The following is a 13,642-nucleotide window of genomic DNA, read 5'->3' on the forward strand; positions in this document are numbered from 1 at the left end:
GCGAGGACCAGACGACCTCGGCGACGCGCGGCGCCGCGCGCGGGCCGCGGGTGTCGAGCAGGTCCTGCACGAAGGCCGCGCCCGGTTCGGCGGGCGCCGCGGCCACGGGGGCGACGAACCGGACGACGCCGTCCGGCAGGGGCGCCTCGACGAGGGCACCGGCGCCGGACAGGTGCAGCGCGACGCAGGGCTGCCGGTCGTCGTGGTGCAGCCGCACGTCGGCCAGCGCGAAGGACTCCGCGAGGCGGCGGCGCCGGTGCGCGATGCCGGCGCGCTCCCGCACGGTGCTCCCGGTGCCGTCGGCGCCCACGACGAGGCGGCAGCGGCGCAGGCCCCGGTCGGTGGTCAGCACGGCGCCGTCGCCGTCGGGGCGGACGTCGAGGACGGTCTCCCCGCCCCGCACGGGGACGCCGAGGTCGCGGGCGCGGGCGCGCAGCACCTCCTCGGTGCGCCACTGGGGCACGAGCAGGGCGTAGGGGTGCGCCCCGCCGAGGTCGCCGAAGTCCACCGCGAGCAGGGGGTCGTCGCGGCCGCGGTCGCGGACGGCGAAGCGCGGCACCCGCAGACCGCACCGGACGAGCGGCGCGCCGGCCCCGAGGGCGTCGAGGACCCGCAGGGTGCCGGCGTGGACGACGGCGGCGCGCGAGGTGGTCCAGCCCTCGGTGCGCCGCTCGACGACCTCGACCCCGACGCCGCGCCCGGCGAGCGCGACGGCGGCGGCCAGCCCGCTGGGGCCGGCCCCCACGACGACCACGTCGGTCATGGCGCCCTCCCTAATTCATCACCCGGTGAATTCCAGTGCAGCACCACGCGCCACCTCCGTCAACCGTCCGCCGCGACCGGGGTGTCCCCGGCGCCTGACAGCATCGGGACATGACGCCGGCCCCCGCCCCGGTCCCCGCCGCCGACCGCGCCGCGCTGCGCGCCGAGGCGGAGGAGGTGCTGCGCCGCCTGGTCGGCTCGCCGGGCGCGGCGCTGCGCGAGGACCAGTGGACGGCGATCGAGGCGCTGGTGGCCGACCGCCGCCGCGCCCTCGTCGTGCAGCGCACCGGCTGGGGCAAGTCGGCCGTCTACTTCGTCGCCACCGCCCTGCTGCGGGCGCGCGGCGCGGGCCCCACGGTGATCGTCTCGCCGCTGCTGGCGCTGATGCGCAACCAGATCGCCGCCGCCGAGCGGGCCGGGGTGCACGCCGTGACGGTGAACTCCACCAACACCGAGGACTGGGACGCCACGTTCGCGCAGGTGCGCGCCGGCGCCGTCGACGTCCTGCTCGTCTCCCCCGAGCGGCTGAACAACCCCGGCTTCCGCGACGCGGTGCTGCCGCAGCTGGCGGCCACCACGGGGCTGCTCGTCGTCGACGAGGCGCACTGCGTCTCCGACTGGGGCCACGACTTCCGCCCCGACTACCGCCGGATCCGCACCCTGCTGGCGGACCTGCCCGCGGGCATCCCCGTGCTGGCGACGACGGCCACGGCCAACGCGCGGGTCACCGCCGACGTCGCCGAGCAGCTGTCGGTGTCCGGGGAGCGCACCCTGGCCGACGTGCTGGTGCTGCGCGGCAGCCTGGACCGCTCCTCGCTGCGGCTGGGGGTGCTGCGGCTGCCGGACCAGGCGCACCGCCTGGCGTGGCTGGTGCAGCACCTGCCGCAGCTGCCGGGCTCGGGCATCGTCTACGTGCTCACGGTCGCCGCCGCCGAGGACGTCGCGGGCCACCTGCGCGCCCACGGCATCACCGCCACCGCCTACACCGGGCAGACGGAACCGGCGGAGCGGCTGCAGGCCGAGGAGGACCTGCTCGCCGACCGGGTCAAGGCGCTGGTGGCGACCTCCGCCCTGGGCATGGGCTTCGACAAGCCCGACCTGGGTTTCGTGGTGCACCTGGGGGCGCCGTCCTCGCCCATCGCCTACTACCAGCAGGTCGGCCGCGCCGGGCGCGGGGTGGACGACGCGGCGGTCGTGCTGCTGCCCGGGCGCGAGGACCGCGACATCTGGGCGCACTTCGCCTCCCTGGGCTTCCCCGCGGAGGAGGACGTGCGCACGACGCTGGCGGTGCTCGCCGAGGCGGGCCGGCCGCTGTCGACCCCCGCCCTGGAGACGCGGGTGCCGCTGCGGCGCAACCGGCTGGAGACGATGCTGAAGGTCCTCGACGTCGACGGCGCGGTGCGGCGGGTGAGCGGCGGCTGGGAGTCCACGGGGCGGCCGTGGCACTACGACGCCGAGCGCTACGCGCGGGTCGCGGCCACCCGCGAGGACGAGCAGCGGGCGATGCTGGAGTACATCGCCACGCCGGGCTGCCGGCTGGAGTTCCTGCGCCGCGCCCTCGACGACGCCGAGGCCGCCCCGTGCGGGCGCTGCGACGGCTGCGGCGGCTTCGCGCTGACCGCGGCGGTGGACGAGGCGGCGGTGGCCGAGGCCGGGGAGCGGATGGCGCGCCCCGGGGTGCCGGTCCTGCCCAAGCGGCAGTGGCCGACGGGGATGGCCGCGGTCGGGGTGGCGCTGTCGGGGCGCATCCCGGCGGGCGAGCAGGCCGGGGAGGGTCGGGCGGTGGCCCGGCTGACGGACCTGGGCTGGGGATCGGACCTGCGGGAGCTGTTCCGCGCCGGCGCCCCCGACGGCGAGACGCCGGTGCCGCTGCGCCGCGCCGCCGCGCAGGTCCTCGACGACTGGGCCCGCGACCTGGGGCTGGAGGGCGTGGTGGCGCTGGCCTCGGCGTCGCGCCCGCTCCTCGTGGCGCACCTGGCCGAGGGCCTGGCCCGGTACACGGGGCTGCCGCTGCTGACGAGCTTCCGCATCGCCGACGGCAGCGGCTCCCCGCGCAGCGACGTGAACTCCGCGCACCGGCTGCGCGCGCTGGTGGACCGCTTCGCGCTGGTGGAGCCGGACGCGGTGGCCGGCCGGCGGGTGCTGCTGGTGGACGACCGCACGGCGACGGGCTGGACGCTGGCGGTCGCGGCGCGGCAGCTGCGGCTGGCGGGGGCGAGCGCGGTGCACCCGTTCGTGCTGGGCGACGGCGCCTGAGCCACCGGCCGGCGCGGGGCGGGGACGCCCCGGACGGGTGGACCGTGAGCCGGGGCCTCACGGTCGTGAGGCAGCCGGTCCTGGTCCTGCCCGCCCCCGGCACCGCACGATGCCCGGGTGAGCGACGACGCCCCCCACCCCGGACCGGCCCGGCACGCCGGGCTGGTCTTCGCCGAGCGGGACACCGGCCCCCTCGTGCTGGACCTGATCGTGCCGCCCGCGCAGGTCCCGCCGCCGGTGGTGGTGTGGCTGCACGGCGGCGGCTGGGCGTTCGGCGACCGCCACCTGGCCCCGGACCTGCGCCGGCACTTCGCGGCGCGTGGCATCGCGATGGCGACGATCGAGTACCGCCTCAGCGGGCAGGCGCTGTTCCCCGCGCAGCTGCACGACGTGCGCGCCGCGGTGCGCCACCTGCGCCGCCACGCCGCGCAGCTGGGCGTCGACGGCAGCCGGATCGGGTTGTGGGGTTCCTCCGCCGGCGGTCACCTCGCGGCGCTGGCCGGCGTGACGGGGCACCTGGCGGTCCTGCCCGGTGAACCGGTCGGCGACGGCGACCCGGACGCGGCGGTGCAGGCGGTCGCCGAGGGCTACGGCCCCGTCGACCTCGTGCGGGTCGTGGCGGACTCCGGCGCGCCGCCGGCGATGGCCGGACCCAACGCCCCCGAGTCGCGGCTGCTGGGCGGCCTGCCGGCGGAGCTGCCGGAGCAGGCCCGCGCCGCCTCGCCGCTGGCGCACGTCACCGCGGCGGCGCCGCCCTTCCAGATCGCCCACGGCACCGCCGACGTCCTCGTGCGGGCGGACCAGAGCGTCGCGCTGCACGAGGCGCTGGTCGCCGCGGGCGTCGAGAGCGCGCTGCACCTCCTCGAGGGTTTCCGGCACGGCTTCCTCAACCCCGCCGGTGTCACGGAGATCCCCGGCCCGAGGGTCATGGACGACGGCCGCCTGGACGCCGAGCCCGACGCGAAGGCCGAGGTCCGCCGCTTCCTGCCCGGGCGGGAACCCGTCACCGAGGTCGCCGGCTTCTCCTTCGACGTCATCGGCGACTTCTTCGCCCGCCACCTCCTGCCCACCCCCGGGGCCACCCCCACCACGACGACCGGAGCACCGCGTTGAGCACCGACCTCGAGACGATCCACACCTTTACGCCGGTCCGCAACGACCTGCCCGGCGAGCCGGTCCCCTACTACGTCGCCAACGGCGAGGGGCACCGCTACGAGGTCGACGGCCAGCTGTGGACGATCATCGCCCGCGCCGTCGACACCGGCGGCCTGTTCGACGCCGCCTACGTCATGGGCCCGCGCGGGGCGCGCACGCCCTTCCACGTCCACCGCGACCAGCAGCGCTCCTTCCTCCTGGTCAGGGGCAGCGTGCAGGTGTGGCTGGGCGGGTCGAGCCGCGTCCTGGTACCGGGTGACTCCTTCAACGTCCCCGCCGGCACGGCGCTGGCGTACCGGATGCTCGCCCACGGCACCCGGCTGCTGACGTGGGCGGCCCCCGGCGGGTCGCTGGCCTACGTGGAGGCGATCGGCGACCGCGTCGACGCCCACGTCCACCCGGCGCGCACCGGCCGCTCCACCTCCCCGGCCGAGCGCGAGCAGGCCGGTGCACCGCTGGGCATCACGTTCCCCACCGGCGAGGAGGTGGCGGCCGCCGAGCGGTGGGACGCGGGCCTGCCCGCCGGTGTGGAGCCGTACTTCCTGCGCGCCGGGGAGGGCGACCGCCTCGCCACGCCCAACGCGCTGTACTCGTACCTGTCCCGCGGCCGCAACACCGACCACCGCTACTTCGCCATCCACACCGCCGGCGGGCACAGCGACTACTTCGGCCGGCACTTCCACCGCGAGCACACGGAGAACTTCCTCTGCCTGGCCGGGCGGGTGTGGCTGTACGCCAACGGCACCGAGGTGCTCCTGACGCCGGGGGACTTCCTGCACGCCCCGGCGGGCACGATCCACACGTTCGCGTTCGACGCCCACCAGACGGAGATGCTGGGCATCCTGACGCCCGACGTCTTCGAGCCGTTCTTCTCCGTGCTGGGCTCCCCCACCGACGACCACGTCTACGACGAGAGCACGGCGCTGGTGGGGCCGCCGCCGGTGCACGTGCTGCAGAAGCTGCAGGACGAGCTGGACCTGGTGCTGGTGGGCCCGCCGCCGCAGCGCGGGGTCGGGCTGGACGTCTGACGGCCCGCCCGCGAGCGGCCGGACCCGCACCGGGCCCGCACACCTACACTCTCCCCCGGCGGCAGGGTCCGGCGGGGAGGGTGCGGTGGATCTCACGGTCCAGCAGCTGCGCTACTTCCTGGCCGTCGCCGAGGAGCTGCACTTCACCCGGGCCGCGGAGCGCCTGCGCGTGGCGCCGCCGTCGCTGAGCCAGCAGATCGCCGCCCTGGAGCGGCGGATGCAGGTCCCGCTGTTCCGCCGGACCTCCCGCCGGGTGGAGCTGACCCCCGCCGGGGCCGACCTCGTGCCGCTGGCGCGCCGGGCCGTCGCGGCGCTCGACGACGTCCACGGGTGGGCGGCGCGCCGGCGGGGGGACGGGGAGCGGCTCACGATCGGGCTGGTGACCGGCGGGCAGCTGTGCTCGGCGATCCTGGCCGCGGCCGCGGCGGAGCTGCCCGGGGTGCGCTGGGAGGTGCGGCGGCTGGGGTTCGCCGGCTACCTGGACGCGCTGCGCTCCGGGCACGTCGACGTGGCCCTGGTCCCGCTCGTGGGTGCACCGGCCGTGCCGGGACTGCGGTCGGTGCCGCTGTGGTCGGAGGGCCGGGTCCTGGTGGTGGCCGCGACGCACCGGCTGGCCGGGCGCGCCGACGTGGGCATCGAGGAGACCAACGGCGAGCGGTTCGTGGGTGCCGGTGTCGACGAGGCCGCCGTGGCGGACTGGTTCGCCAGCCCGCGCGCCGACGGCAGCAGGCCGGTCGTGGAGCCCGCCGCCTCCACCCTGGAGGAGGTGCTGGACCTGTGCTCGGCGGGGCTGGGCGTCAACATCGCCGGGGCCACGGTCGTGCACGACCACGCGCGCCCGGACCTGCGGTTCCTGCCCGTCCGGGACCTGCCCGACGTGACGGTCCACCTGCTGCGGCACCCGGGGGACGGCACGCCCGCCGCGCTGGAGCGCCTGGCGCGCGAGGTGGTGCGGCAGCAGGCGGCGCAGGTGGGCGCCCGGCCGGCCTGAGCCGCTCCCGCACCGGGGTCGGTGCCGGGTCAGCGCGGCCGCGCCGCCGGCGGGGGCAGCAGGGCCACGGTCCGCACCACGACGGGGACCACCGGCGCGGCCACCTGGTGCACGACGTGGTGCACGACGTGGTGGTGGACGACGTGGTGCACCACCTGCCCGCCGACCTCCAGCCGCGCGGGCCGGACCGGGACGCCCGTCGCCCGCCGGGCGAGGTCCACGGCGAGCTCGACGGCGACGCGGGCCGCGATGCCCGCCACCGCGGCGGAGGCGCCGACGACCACGGGGTTGCGGACCAGCTGCGGCAGCCCGGCGCGCACGGCCTGGGCGCGCTGCCGCCACGGGAGCGCGGACGCCTGGCCGGCCGGCTGGACGACCAGCTCGGCGGTGACGGTCCCGCCGTCCGGCGCGGGGGCGGGCGGATCCTCGGAGGTGCGTCGTTCCTCGGACATGCACCGATGATGCGCGCCCGCACCCGCGCGGTCCACAGGGCGCGGCGGGTGCGTGCGGGTGCGTGGCGTGGGCAGAGCACCAGCCCACCCACAGGTCGAAGTCGTGAGGGCACACTGGCGACATGACGGTCAAGGCACAGCTGGACAGCCGTGCACGGTTGACGCTCCCGCCCGAGGTGCGCGAGCGGCTGCACCTCAACCCCGGCGACACGGTCCTCTTCGTCGAACGCGCCGGGGAGGTGGTGATGACCACGCTGCAAGCGCTGAAGGACCGGGCGCGCGGAGCGTGGGCGCACAGCGACTACGGCGTGGACGACCTGCTCGCCGAGCGGCGCGCGGAGCCGGGACGCGATGCCCCTTCCGACGAGGCCGGGACGGCGCCGGGAGAGGCGCTCCACCCGTCGTGATGGTCTTCGACACCTCCGCGCTGCTGGCCTACCTGCGCCAGGAACCCGGGGCGGATGTCGTCGAGACGCTGCTCGACGTGCCGGAGGAGAACCTCGTGAGCGCCGCGAACTGGGCCGAGCTCCTCGAGATCGCCGAGCGCAGGGGGCTCGACATCACGCCGATCCGCGAACTGGTCACCGTGGTCGGTTTCGACGCGGTCGAAGCAGAGGCGTCGACGCGCTACACCAGCCCCGGGATCTCGCTGGGCGATCGCTGCTGCCTGGCCACGGCATGGGTGCGGCGCGTCGCGGCCGTCACCGCCGACCGTTCGTGGAGTGAACGGTTCGGCGACGCGGCTGTCGTCCGGCAGGTCCGCGGCCCGGCGGGCTGAGCCGCCGTGCTGGCGTCAGCTGCCCCAGACGCGCACCCGCCGCGGCTCGACGAGGTACGTGATGCGCGTCTCCGCGTCGCTGTGGCCCGGGTAGCGGTCCGCGCCGAGGTACTTCTTGGCGAGGCGGTCGATGTGGGCGTCGGCGCCCTCCAGCCGGCTCGTGGCGGTGCCGCGGATCTCGACGTAGTGGTACGGGTTCTCCTCGTCGACGACGACGAGGGTGGTGCGGGGGTCGCGCTCCAGGTCGGTGGGCCACCTGCGCCCCACGGCGCTGTTGACGGCCAGCTTCCCGTCCTCGACGTCGACCCACACGACGGCGCTGTGCACGCTGCCGTCGGCGCCGGTGGTGGACAGCACGGCGTGGTTGGGCGCGTCGAGCAGCGCGCGGACGGCGGGGTCGTCGATGGAGGTCACGAGCACATCCTGCTGACCGCGCCGGGGCGGCGTCCACGGGGTGCCGGTGGCCGCGGCGAGCGGGCCGACGCATCGGGCGTGGTCGATGCTCGACGACCTCCGAGGTCATCGACGCCGCTCACCGGAGCGGGCACGGTGGTCCGGCGGGACAGCAGCCCGCGTGCCGGACCACCGACCGACCGAGCTCCACGACACCGAGGAGACCGACCACGTGAGCACGCCGAGCCAGCACCCGCGGGACGCCACCAGGGCCGTCGTCGACACCGTGCTCCGACGGCTCGCCGCGAGCCCCGACGCGGCGGCCGAGCTCTACGGCGACGAGGTCGACTGGCGCCTGAGCTGGCCCTCGACCCCCCGCGCGTCCGCCATCCCCTGGATCCGCGAGCGGCGCACCCGCCGGGACGTGGCGGACCACTACCGGGTGATCGCCGCCGAGCACCTGCCGGAGCACGCCGTCGTCGACGTGGAGCGCGTCCTCGTCGACGGCGCGGACGCCGTCGTCCTCGGCACCGTCACCAACACGGTGCGGAAGACGGGACGCACCTACCGCGCCCGGTTCGCCCTGCACCTCACCGTCCGGGACGGGAAGATCGTCCGCCACCACGTCTACGAGGACAGCCTCGCCGTCGCCGACGCCTGGCACGCCGACCCGGGCTGACCGGGTTCGACGGGGCCTCCGCCGAACCCGGGCCTCGAGAACATCCCCGGGGACACCGGGTCGACGGGCGTTCCGGGCACGCGGGACGCCCGCCGCCGGGGTGCGCACACCCCGGCCGGCTGCGCCGTCCGCTCCGGTGGTGCAGGCCACCGCCGGCCCGTCGGCCGAGTTCGTCGCTCCGCTGTACGTGCCGGCACCGCCTGCCGGCACACCGGGCCCTGAGGTCGGTACAGGGGTGCTGAGTCCGGACTCCGTCGTCACCCCTGCTCCTGCCGCGCCGCCGCACGCGGTGATCCGCCCGGCCTGACCGCTCCCGCCGTCCCCGCCCCACGCGGCCGGCGCCACGACCGGGCAGCCGGGGGTGGACGCCGCGGTCGGGCACCGACCAGGATCGAGGCACCTCGCCCCCTCCGCCGAGGAGTGCGCCCGTGCCCGTCCGCCCGTCCTTCGTCGTCACCGGCGCCGCGCGCGGGGTCGGCCGCGCCATCGCCGAACGCCTCACCCGCGACGGGCACGTCGTCGTCCTCGACGTCATCGGCGACCTCGACCGGCCGCACGACGACGTCCACCTGCTCACCGGTGACGCCACCGACCCCGCTGTCGCCACCGAGGCCGCCGCACGCGCCGAGCAGCTGGGGCCGCTGACCGGGTGGGTCAACAACGCCGCCGTCTTCCGCGACGCCGGCCTGTGCACCGCCACCGTCGAGGACATCCAGCAGGCCATCACCGCCAACCTGGCGCTGGCCCTGACCGGCTGCCACACCGCCGTCAACCACTACCGCCGCCACGACCGCCCGGGGGCGATCGTCAACGTCTCCTCCCACCAGGCCCAGCGCCCCGTCCGCGGGGCGCTGCCCTACGCCACCGCCAAGGCCGCCGTCGAGGGGCTGACCCGTGCCGTGGCCGTCGACCACGGGCCCGACGGCATCCGCACCAACGCCGTCGCCCTGGGCTCGATCACCACCGCCCGCTACGAGCAGCACCTCGCCGAACACCCCGACGTCGCGGCGCAGATGGCCGCGCTGCACCCGCTGGGCCGGGTCGGCACCCCGGCCGAGGTCGCCAACGTCGTCGCGTTCCTGCTCTCCCCCGGGGCGGGGTTCGTCAACGGCGCCGTCCTGCCCGTCGACGGCGGCCGCACCGCCCGCGGTGACGACCCCGAAGCGCTCTGAACGCATCGCAGCGCCGTGGGCCGGTCTCCTCGGGAGGAGGTGCGCCGGTGGCCGTCAGACCAGCACCCAGCGCTGGACCAGCGCCACGACCTGCGCCCGGCGGGCGGCGACGGCGTCCAGGTCGGGGAAGTCGATGACGGCGCGGTCGGGTGCCAGCCACGTCAGCAGCCCCGTGGGGTCGTCGAAGGTGAAGTCCGCGGTGTCGGTGCGCGGCTTCGCCCCCCGGTGGAACACCAGCTGGAGCTTGCCGCGGGGGTGCAACCGGAAGGTGACGCGGTCCTGTCCGCCACGGCAGAAGCTCGGGGCGTTCCACTTCACGTGCTCGGTGAGGTCGGGATCGCACGTCAGGATGGCGGTCCGCAGTTGCAGCACACCGTCTTTCAGGGGGTGCTGCAGCTCGTCCAGGTACTGCTCGACGTCTGCCGACGCGACACCCACGTGGTCCTCCCGGAACTCGGAAAGCTCGGACGCCTCTCACCGGTGCGGACCCGCCGGAGCGCCGGAAGTCATCGCGCCCGTCGGCGCGGTTCCGCCCTCACCGCGGCGCCCGGGGGCCGGTGATCTCGCCGTCGACCAGATCCCGGTCGTGGTCCCAGGTGGGGTCGGCAGGCCCGGTGAACACGTCCTCGACGTCGGACCAGGCACGCCAGGAGCGCGCGGTGGCGGGCACCAGGCGAGCGCTGGTGCCTTGTTCGCTGTGCGAGGGCATCGGGTGTGCTTGGTCGGTGACGAGCCGCAGATCGGCTGCAGTTGGATGGAACCTTTTGCGGGGTCCGTGTCCCTTCGAGGGTGTGATGATGCGCAACCGTCTCCGCGATGCGGGACAAGGCCCACCGGGCTTCGCCGACTTCGCAGCTGCCCGCTACCCGTCCCTGGTCCGGCTGGGCACCCTGCTCAGCGGTGACATGCACCACGGTGAGGACCTGGCCCAGATGGGCCTGCTGGAGGTGCTGAAGGCGTGGCATCGTCTACACCCCGGCGGTGATCCCGGGGCGTATGCCCGGGTGGTCATGACCCGCCTGGCGGCCAAGGCCGGGCGCCGCCGCTGGCGCGGGGAAACCCCCACCGCCGTCTTGCCCGACACCACCTGCGCCGGACACGGCGACCTCGACGCCGCTCTCGACGCACAGCGGATGCTGGCCGAACTGCCCACCCCCCAGCGACTGGTCCTGGTGCTGCGCTTCTGGCTGGACCTGAGCGAGCAGGACACCGCCGAGGCCCTGGGCTGCTCGGTGGGCACCGTCAAGAGCCGCACCTCCCGCGCCCTGGCCACCCTGCGCGCCGCCGCGGCCCGGAAGGCCGAAGCCACTTCCCGACGCGATGCCGGCGCCCGTCCGGAGAGCGGAGTCGCACGATGAACGACCTCGATGTCAAGAGCCTCCTCGACGCCGCCTCCCGGACCACTCCTCGCGAACACGACCCCGTCGCCGCGGTGCTGCGCCGCCACCAGCACGCACGCCGCCGCAACATCGCCCTCGCCACCACCGGCCTGCTCGCCGCCTGCACCGCCGCCGCACTGGTCGTCACCACACCCGGGGGTGATGGGGCCGGCCGGACCCAGCTGGCCCCGCCGGCTGGACCCGCCACCTCCGCACCGGCACCCGCACCCCAGTGGGAGCCGCCGGGCATCGAGGCCGGCGAGCGCGGCATCAACGGCGTGGAGATCACCGCGGAGGGCTACGAGATGAGGGCCGGCTCAGCGGAGGCGGCCTGCGTGGCTCCCGGCGCGATCACCGTGGTGGCCGCGCCCACTTCGGGCATGGGGCAGGAGTGCGACCTCTCCCCCGACGGGCCCGGCGCCCTGCTGATGCCGTGGATGGTGCGGCAGTGGACGGGAGGAGCAGGGATCACATCGGGGCTGACACTCATCGACGGAGTGCCCGTCTACCTCGACAACATGCCCTACGGCGAGGAGAGCGCCGCCATCATCAGCGTCCCCTCGCGCGGGGTCCGGGTACAGCTCGCCGGCGACGAGGCTCAGGTCCGTGCCCTGCTGGACAGCCTCACCATCCAGCCACGGCCCGGGGAGCGGCAAGCCCCCGCCCGCGCCAGCAGCAACCCCGTGGCGGGCGCGACGATCACGGAGACCACCAGCGAGTGGATGGGTCAGTCCCGCGACCCGGTCCTGCTCGCCCGACTGCAGGAGGTGGTCGACACCGCCCCCCTCGTGCACGGCGAGCCCGACTGCACCTTCACGCCCGGGCAGCAGGCGCAGATCGACCTGCTGACCACACCGGACTACGAGCACAACCCCGACCACACCCCTACCGAGAGATCTCTGCGGGAGTACACCTACCTCGCCGTGGACCTCACCGGCGCCTGTGACGTGGTGTTCTCCAGCACCGGCGCAGTCCTGCGCCCCGACACCGCCCAGTTCCAGCAACTCCTGCAGGAGCTCCGGGACAGCAACGACTCCTGAGACGACAAATGATCCCCACAGACCACCCAGGATCGGGCCGCACTTCACCACGAGCGGATTCGACGGGGTCCTGCTCAGCGCCACGTGCGGCACCGGGGTCAGCGCAGGACGTCCACCTCGCAGGTGATGCCCGGAGCGCGGGACAGACGTGCGTCGGCGGTGACCAAGGTGATGCCCAGGGCCTCGGCCAGGGAGACGTAGGCGGCGTCGTAACTGGTGATGGTGTGCCGCAGTTCCCAGCAGCGGGGCAGCAGGGTCCGGTGAGCGGCTCGTCGCAGGGGGAGGTCGATGAGGTCGCGCACCGCGAGGTCGGCGCGGCGGTCCGGGAGGCGTCCGCCCGCGGCGGCGCGGCGCAAGACGGAGGCCACGTCGAGGTCGATCACCTCGGGAGCGGTGAGCACCTCGCCCCGCAGACGGTCCCGGGCCCGGTCGCCGTCGGGTCCGTCGTCGGCCAGCGCGGGGGCCAGGACGCTGGCGTCAACGACGATCACGAACGGCGGTCACGGTCGTCGCGCACCGCCTCCACCGCGTCGCGGAAGGACAGGCTGCCGTCGGCTCGCCCGCCGGCGCGGTCGAGCACGTCGTCGAGGGTGGGGGTGCTGGCCTCTTCGACGAGCTTGGCGAGGAGGTATTCCTGCAGGGACTGGTGGGCCAGGGCTGCGCGGCGGCGCAGGACGGCGTGCGTCTCGTCGGGGACGTCGTCGATCCGGACGCTCGGCATGGCGCCATTCTGGTGTTGGGAGCGCCGCTCAGCAGTCACGACGACATCGGCAGGCCCGCGCAGCCGCCACCCTGCCAGGGCGGGCACCGGTCGCGTCAGACCCGCTGCAGCGCCTCGTGCGGCCGGGCGGGCAGCTCCACGCGCACGGCGTCACCGGCGCGGACGTCCCCGCCGTGCAGTACGACGCCCATGACGCCCGCCTTGCGCACCACGGCACCGGTCTCGTCGCGGGGGGTGACCGCCTTGAGCAGGCCCGGGGTGAACGCGTCGATCTGCGCGCAGGGGTTGCGCAGCCCGGTGACCTCGACGACCGCGTCGGCGCCCAGGTGCAGGCGGCTGCCGCGCGGCAGGGCCAGCAGGTCGACGCCGCGGGTGGTGACGTTCTCCCCGAGCTGGCCGGGGCGGACGGTGAACCCCTGCCCGGCGAGCTCGTCGAACAGCTCGGCGGCGATGAGGTGCACCTGGCGCAGGTTGGGCTGGGTGGGGTCGGCGGCCACCCGGGAGCGGTGCTGCACGGTGCGCCCGGCGTGGGCGTCGCCGGCGACCCCCAGCCCGGCGAGCAGGGTGACGACGTCGACGACGTCCTTGCCGAAGCGGTGCTGGTCGTCGCGGCTGACGGCGACGACCCGGCCGGAGGGGCTCACGGGACCGATCGTGCCGCAGGACCGCGCCGCCGCGCAGCCGTGCGGTTACGCTCGGCCGATGGGGATGCCCGGGCGGCTGGCCGCCGCCGTCGCGCTCGTGGCGCTGGGCACCTCCTGCGCGCCGGCCCCGCCCGCCCCCACCACGGCACCCGCAGCGGCGACCGGGCCGGTCACCACCCTCGCCGCCGCCCC

18 protein-coding genes are annotated in these 13,642 nt (G+C 75.8%); 10 read left to right on the top strand and 8 right to left on the bottom strand.

Annotation, left to right across the window (positions count from 1 at the left end; translation table 11 throughout):
• Positions 1 to 763, bottom strand: a 763-nt coding sequence (locus ABEB16_RS12550) for an FAD-dependent oxidoreductase (RefSeq protein ID WP_345712585.1), incomplete at its 3' end; no start/stop codon positions are given.
• Between the two features lie 110 nt (positions 764 to 873).
• On the opposite strand from ABEB16_RS12550, the gene ABEB16_RS12555 reads away from it, so the two are divergent.
• The 4 genes from ABEB16_RS12555 to ABEB16_RS12570 all read left to right on the top strand — a co-directional run bounded on the left by ABEB16_RS12555 (position 874) and on the right by ABEB16_RS12570 (position 6,192).
• On the top strand, positions 874 to 3,018 hold the full coding sequence (locus tag ABEB16_RS12555; RefSeq protein ID WP_345712586.1) for a RecQ family ATP-dependent DNA helicase: 2,145 nt from the start codon (positions 874 to 876) through the stop codon (positions 3,016 to 3,018).
• A gap of 117 nt (positions 3,019 to 3,135) precedes the next feature.
• Positions 3,136 to 4,131, top strand: coding sequence for an alpha/beta hydrolase fold domain-containing protein (locus tag ABEB16_RS12560; RefSeq protein WP_345712587.1), 996 nt, complete (start codon positions 3,136 to 3,138; stop codon positions 4,129 to 4,131).
• Complete coding sequence (locus ABEB16_RS12565; protein ID WP_345712588.1) at positions 4,128 to 5,201, top strand: quercetin 2,3-dioxygenase; 1,074 nt, start codon at positions 4,128 to 4,130, stop codon at positions 5,199 to 5,201. The genes ABEB16_RS12560 and ABEB16_RS12565 overlap by 4 nt, the downstream gene beginning before the upstream one ends.
• 85 nt (positions 5,202 to 5,286) lie before the next feature.
• Positions 5,287 to 6,192 (top strand): LysR family transcriptional regulator, encoded by a 906-nt coding sequence (locus tag ABEB16_RS12570; protein WP_345712589.1) that lies wholly within the window; start codon positions 5,287 to 5,289, stop codon positions 6,190 to 6,192.
• Positions 6,193 to 6,221: 29 nt separating this feature from the next.
• Here the strand turns inward: ABEB16_RS12570 and ABEB16_RS12575 are convergent, their stop codons facing one another.
• Entirely contained in the window at positions 6,222 to 6,644 is a 423-nt protein-coding gene (locus ABEB16_RS12575) for a hypothetical protein (RefSeq protein ID WP_345712590.1), read from the bottom strand.
• 122 nt (positions 6,645 to 6,766) lie between these two features.
• On the opposite strand from ABEB16_RS12575, the gene ABEB16_RS12580 reads away from it, so the two are divergent.
• On the top strand, positions 6,767 to 7,051 hold the full coding sequence (locus tag ABEB16_RS12580; protein ID WP_345712591.1) for an AbrB/MazE/SpoVT family DNA-binding domain-containing protein: 285 nt from the start codon (positions 6,767 to 6,769) through the stop codon (positions 7,049 to 7,051).
• Entirely contained in the window at positions 7,051 to 7,422 is a 372-nt protein-coding gene (locus ABEB16_RS12585; RefSeq protein ID WP_345712602.1) for a PIN domain-containing protein, read from the top strand. Before ABEB16_RS12580 ends, ABEB16_RS12585 begins: the two co-directional genes overlap by 1 nt.
• A gap of 15 nt (positions 7,423 to 7,437) precedes the next feature.
• Here the strand turns inward: ABEB16_RS12585 and ABEB16_RS12590 are convergent, their stop codons facing one another.
• On the bottom strand, positions 7,438 to 7,836 hold the full coding sequence (locus tag ABEB16_RS12590) for a PPOX class F420-dependent oxidoreductase (RefSeq protein ID WP_345712592.1): 399 nt from the start codon (positions 7,834 to 7,836) through the stop codon (positions 7,438 to 7,440).
• A 211-nt stretch (positions 7,837 to 8,047) separates the two neighbouring features.
• On the opposite strand from ABEB16_RS12590, the gene ABEB16_RS12595 reads away from it, so the two are divergent.
• Together ABEB16_RS12595 and ABEB16_RS12600 are read left to right on the top strand one after the other, a co-directional pair.
• On the top strand, positions 8,048 to 8,494 hold the full coding sequence (locus ABEB16_RS12595; RefSeq protein WP_345712593.1) for a nuclear transport factor 2 family protein: 447 nt from the start codon (positions 8,048 to 8,050) through the stop codon (positions 8,492 to 8,494).
• A gap of 428 nt (positions 8,495 to 8,922) precedes the next feature.
• The gene (locus ABEB16_RS12600; protein WP_345712594.1) at positions 8,923 to 9,666 is read left to right on the top strand and encodes an SDR family NAD(P)-dependent oxidoreductase; all 744 of its coding nucleotides are present in this window, start codon (positions 8,923 to 8,925) and stop codon (positions 9,664 to 9,666) included.
• 54 nt (positions 9,667 to 9,720) lie between these two features.
• Here ABEB16_RS12600 and ABEB16_RS12605 read toward each other — a convergent pair whose 3' ends face one another.
• Complete coding sequence (locus ABEB16_RS12605; protein WP_345712595.1) at positions 9,721 to 10,104, bottom strand: DUF1801 domain-containing protein; 384 nt, start codon at positions 10,102 to 10,104, stop codon at positions 9,721 to 9,723.
• 97 nt (positions 10,105 to 10,201) lie between these two features.
• Positions 10,202 to 10,375 (bottom strand): hypothetical protein, encoded by a 174-nt coding sequence (locus ABEB16_RS12610; RefSeq protein WP_345712596.1) that lies wholly within the window; start codon positions 10,373 to 10,375, stop codon positions 10,202 to 10,204.
• A gap of 88 nt (positions 10,376 to 10,463) precedes the next feature.
• Between ABEB16_RS12610 and ABEB16_RS12615 the strand changes: the two genes are divergently transcribed.
• Both ABEB16_RS12615 and ABEB16_RS12620 read left to right on the top strand, forming a co-directional pair.
• Positions 10,464 to 11,024, top strand: coding sequence for a SigE family RNA polymerase sigma factor (locus ABEB16_RS12615; protein ID WP_345712597.1), 561 nt, complete (start codon positions 10,464 to 10,466; stop codon positions 11,022 to 11,024).
• Entirely contained in the window at positions 11,021 to 12,085 is a 1,065-nt protein-coding gene (locus ABEB16_RS12620) for a hypothetical protein (RefSeq protein ID WP_345712598.1), read from the top strand. The genes ABEB16_RS12615 and ABEB16_RS12620 overlap by 4 nt, the downstream gene beginning before the upstream one ends.
• A gap of 98 nt (positions 12,086 to 12,183) precedes the next feature.
• Here the strand turns inward: ABEB16_RS12620 and ABEB16_RS12625 are convergent, their stop codons facing one another.
• The 3 genes from ABEB16_RS12625 to ABEB16_RS12635 all read right to left on the bottom strand — a co-directional run bounded on the left by ABEB16_RS12625 (position 12,184) and on the right by ABEB16_RS12635 (position 13,450).
• Entirely contained in the window at positions 12,184 to 12,576 is a 393-nt protein-coding gene (locus tag ABEB16_RS12625) for a type II toxin-antitoxin system VapC family toxin (RefSeq protein WP_345712599.1), read from the bottom strand.
• Positions 12,573 to 12,806, bottom strand: a complete 234-nt coding sequence (locus tag ABEB16_RS12630) for a FitA-like ribbon-helix-helix domain-containing protein (RefSeq protein ID WP_345712600.1) — start codon at positions 12,804 to 12,806, stop codon at positions 12,573 to 12,575. The genes ABEB16_RS12625 and ABEB16_RS12630 overlap by 4 nt, the downstream gene beginning before the upstream one ends.
• 95 nt (positions 12,807 to 12,901) lie before the next feature.
• Positions 12,902 to 13,450: an MOSC domain-containing protein gene (locus ABEB16_RS12635; protein WP_345712601.1), complete on the bottom strand. Its 549-nt coding sequence runs from the start codon at positions 13,448 to 13,450 to the stop codon at positions 12,902 to 12,904.
• Between the last annotated feature and the right edge of the window lie 192 nt (positions 13,451 to 13,642).

Source organism: Kineococcus glutinatus, assembly GCF_039542765.1.
GTDB lineage: Bacteria > Actinomycetota > Actinomycetes > Actinomycetales > Kineococcaceae > Kineococcus_A > Kineococcus_A glutinatus.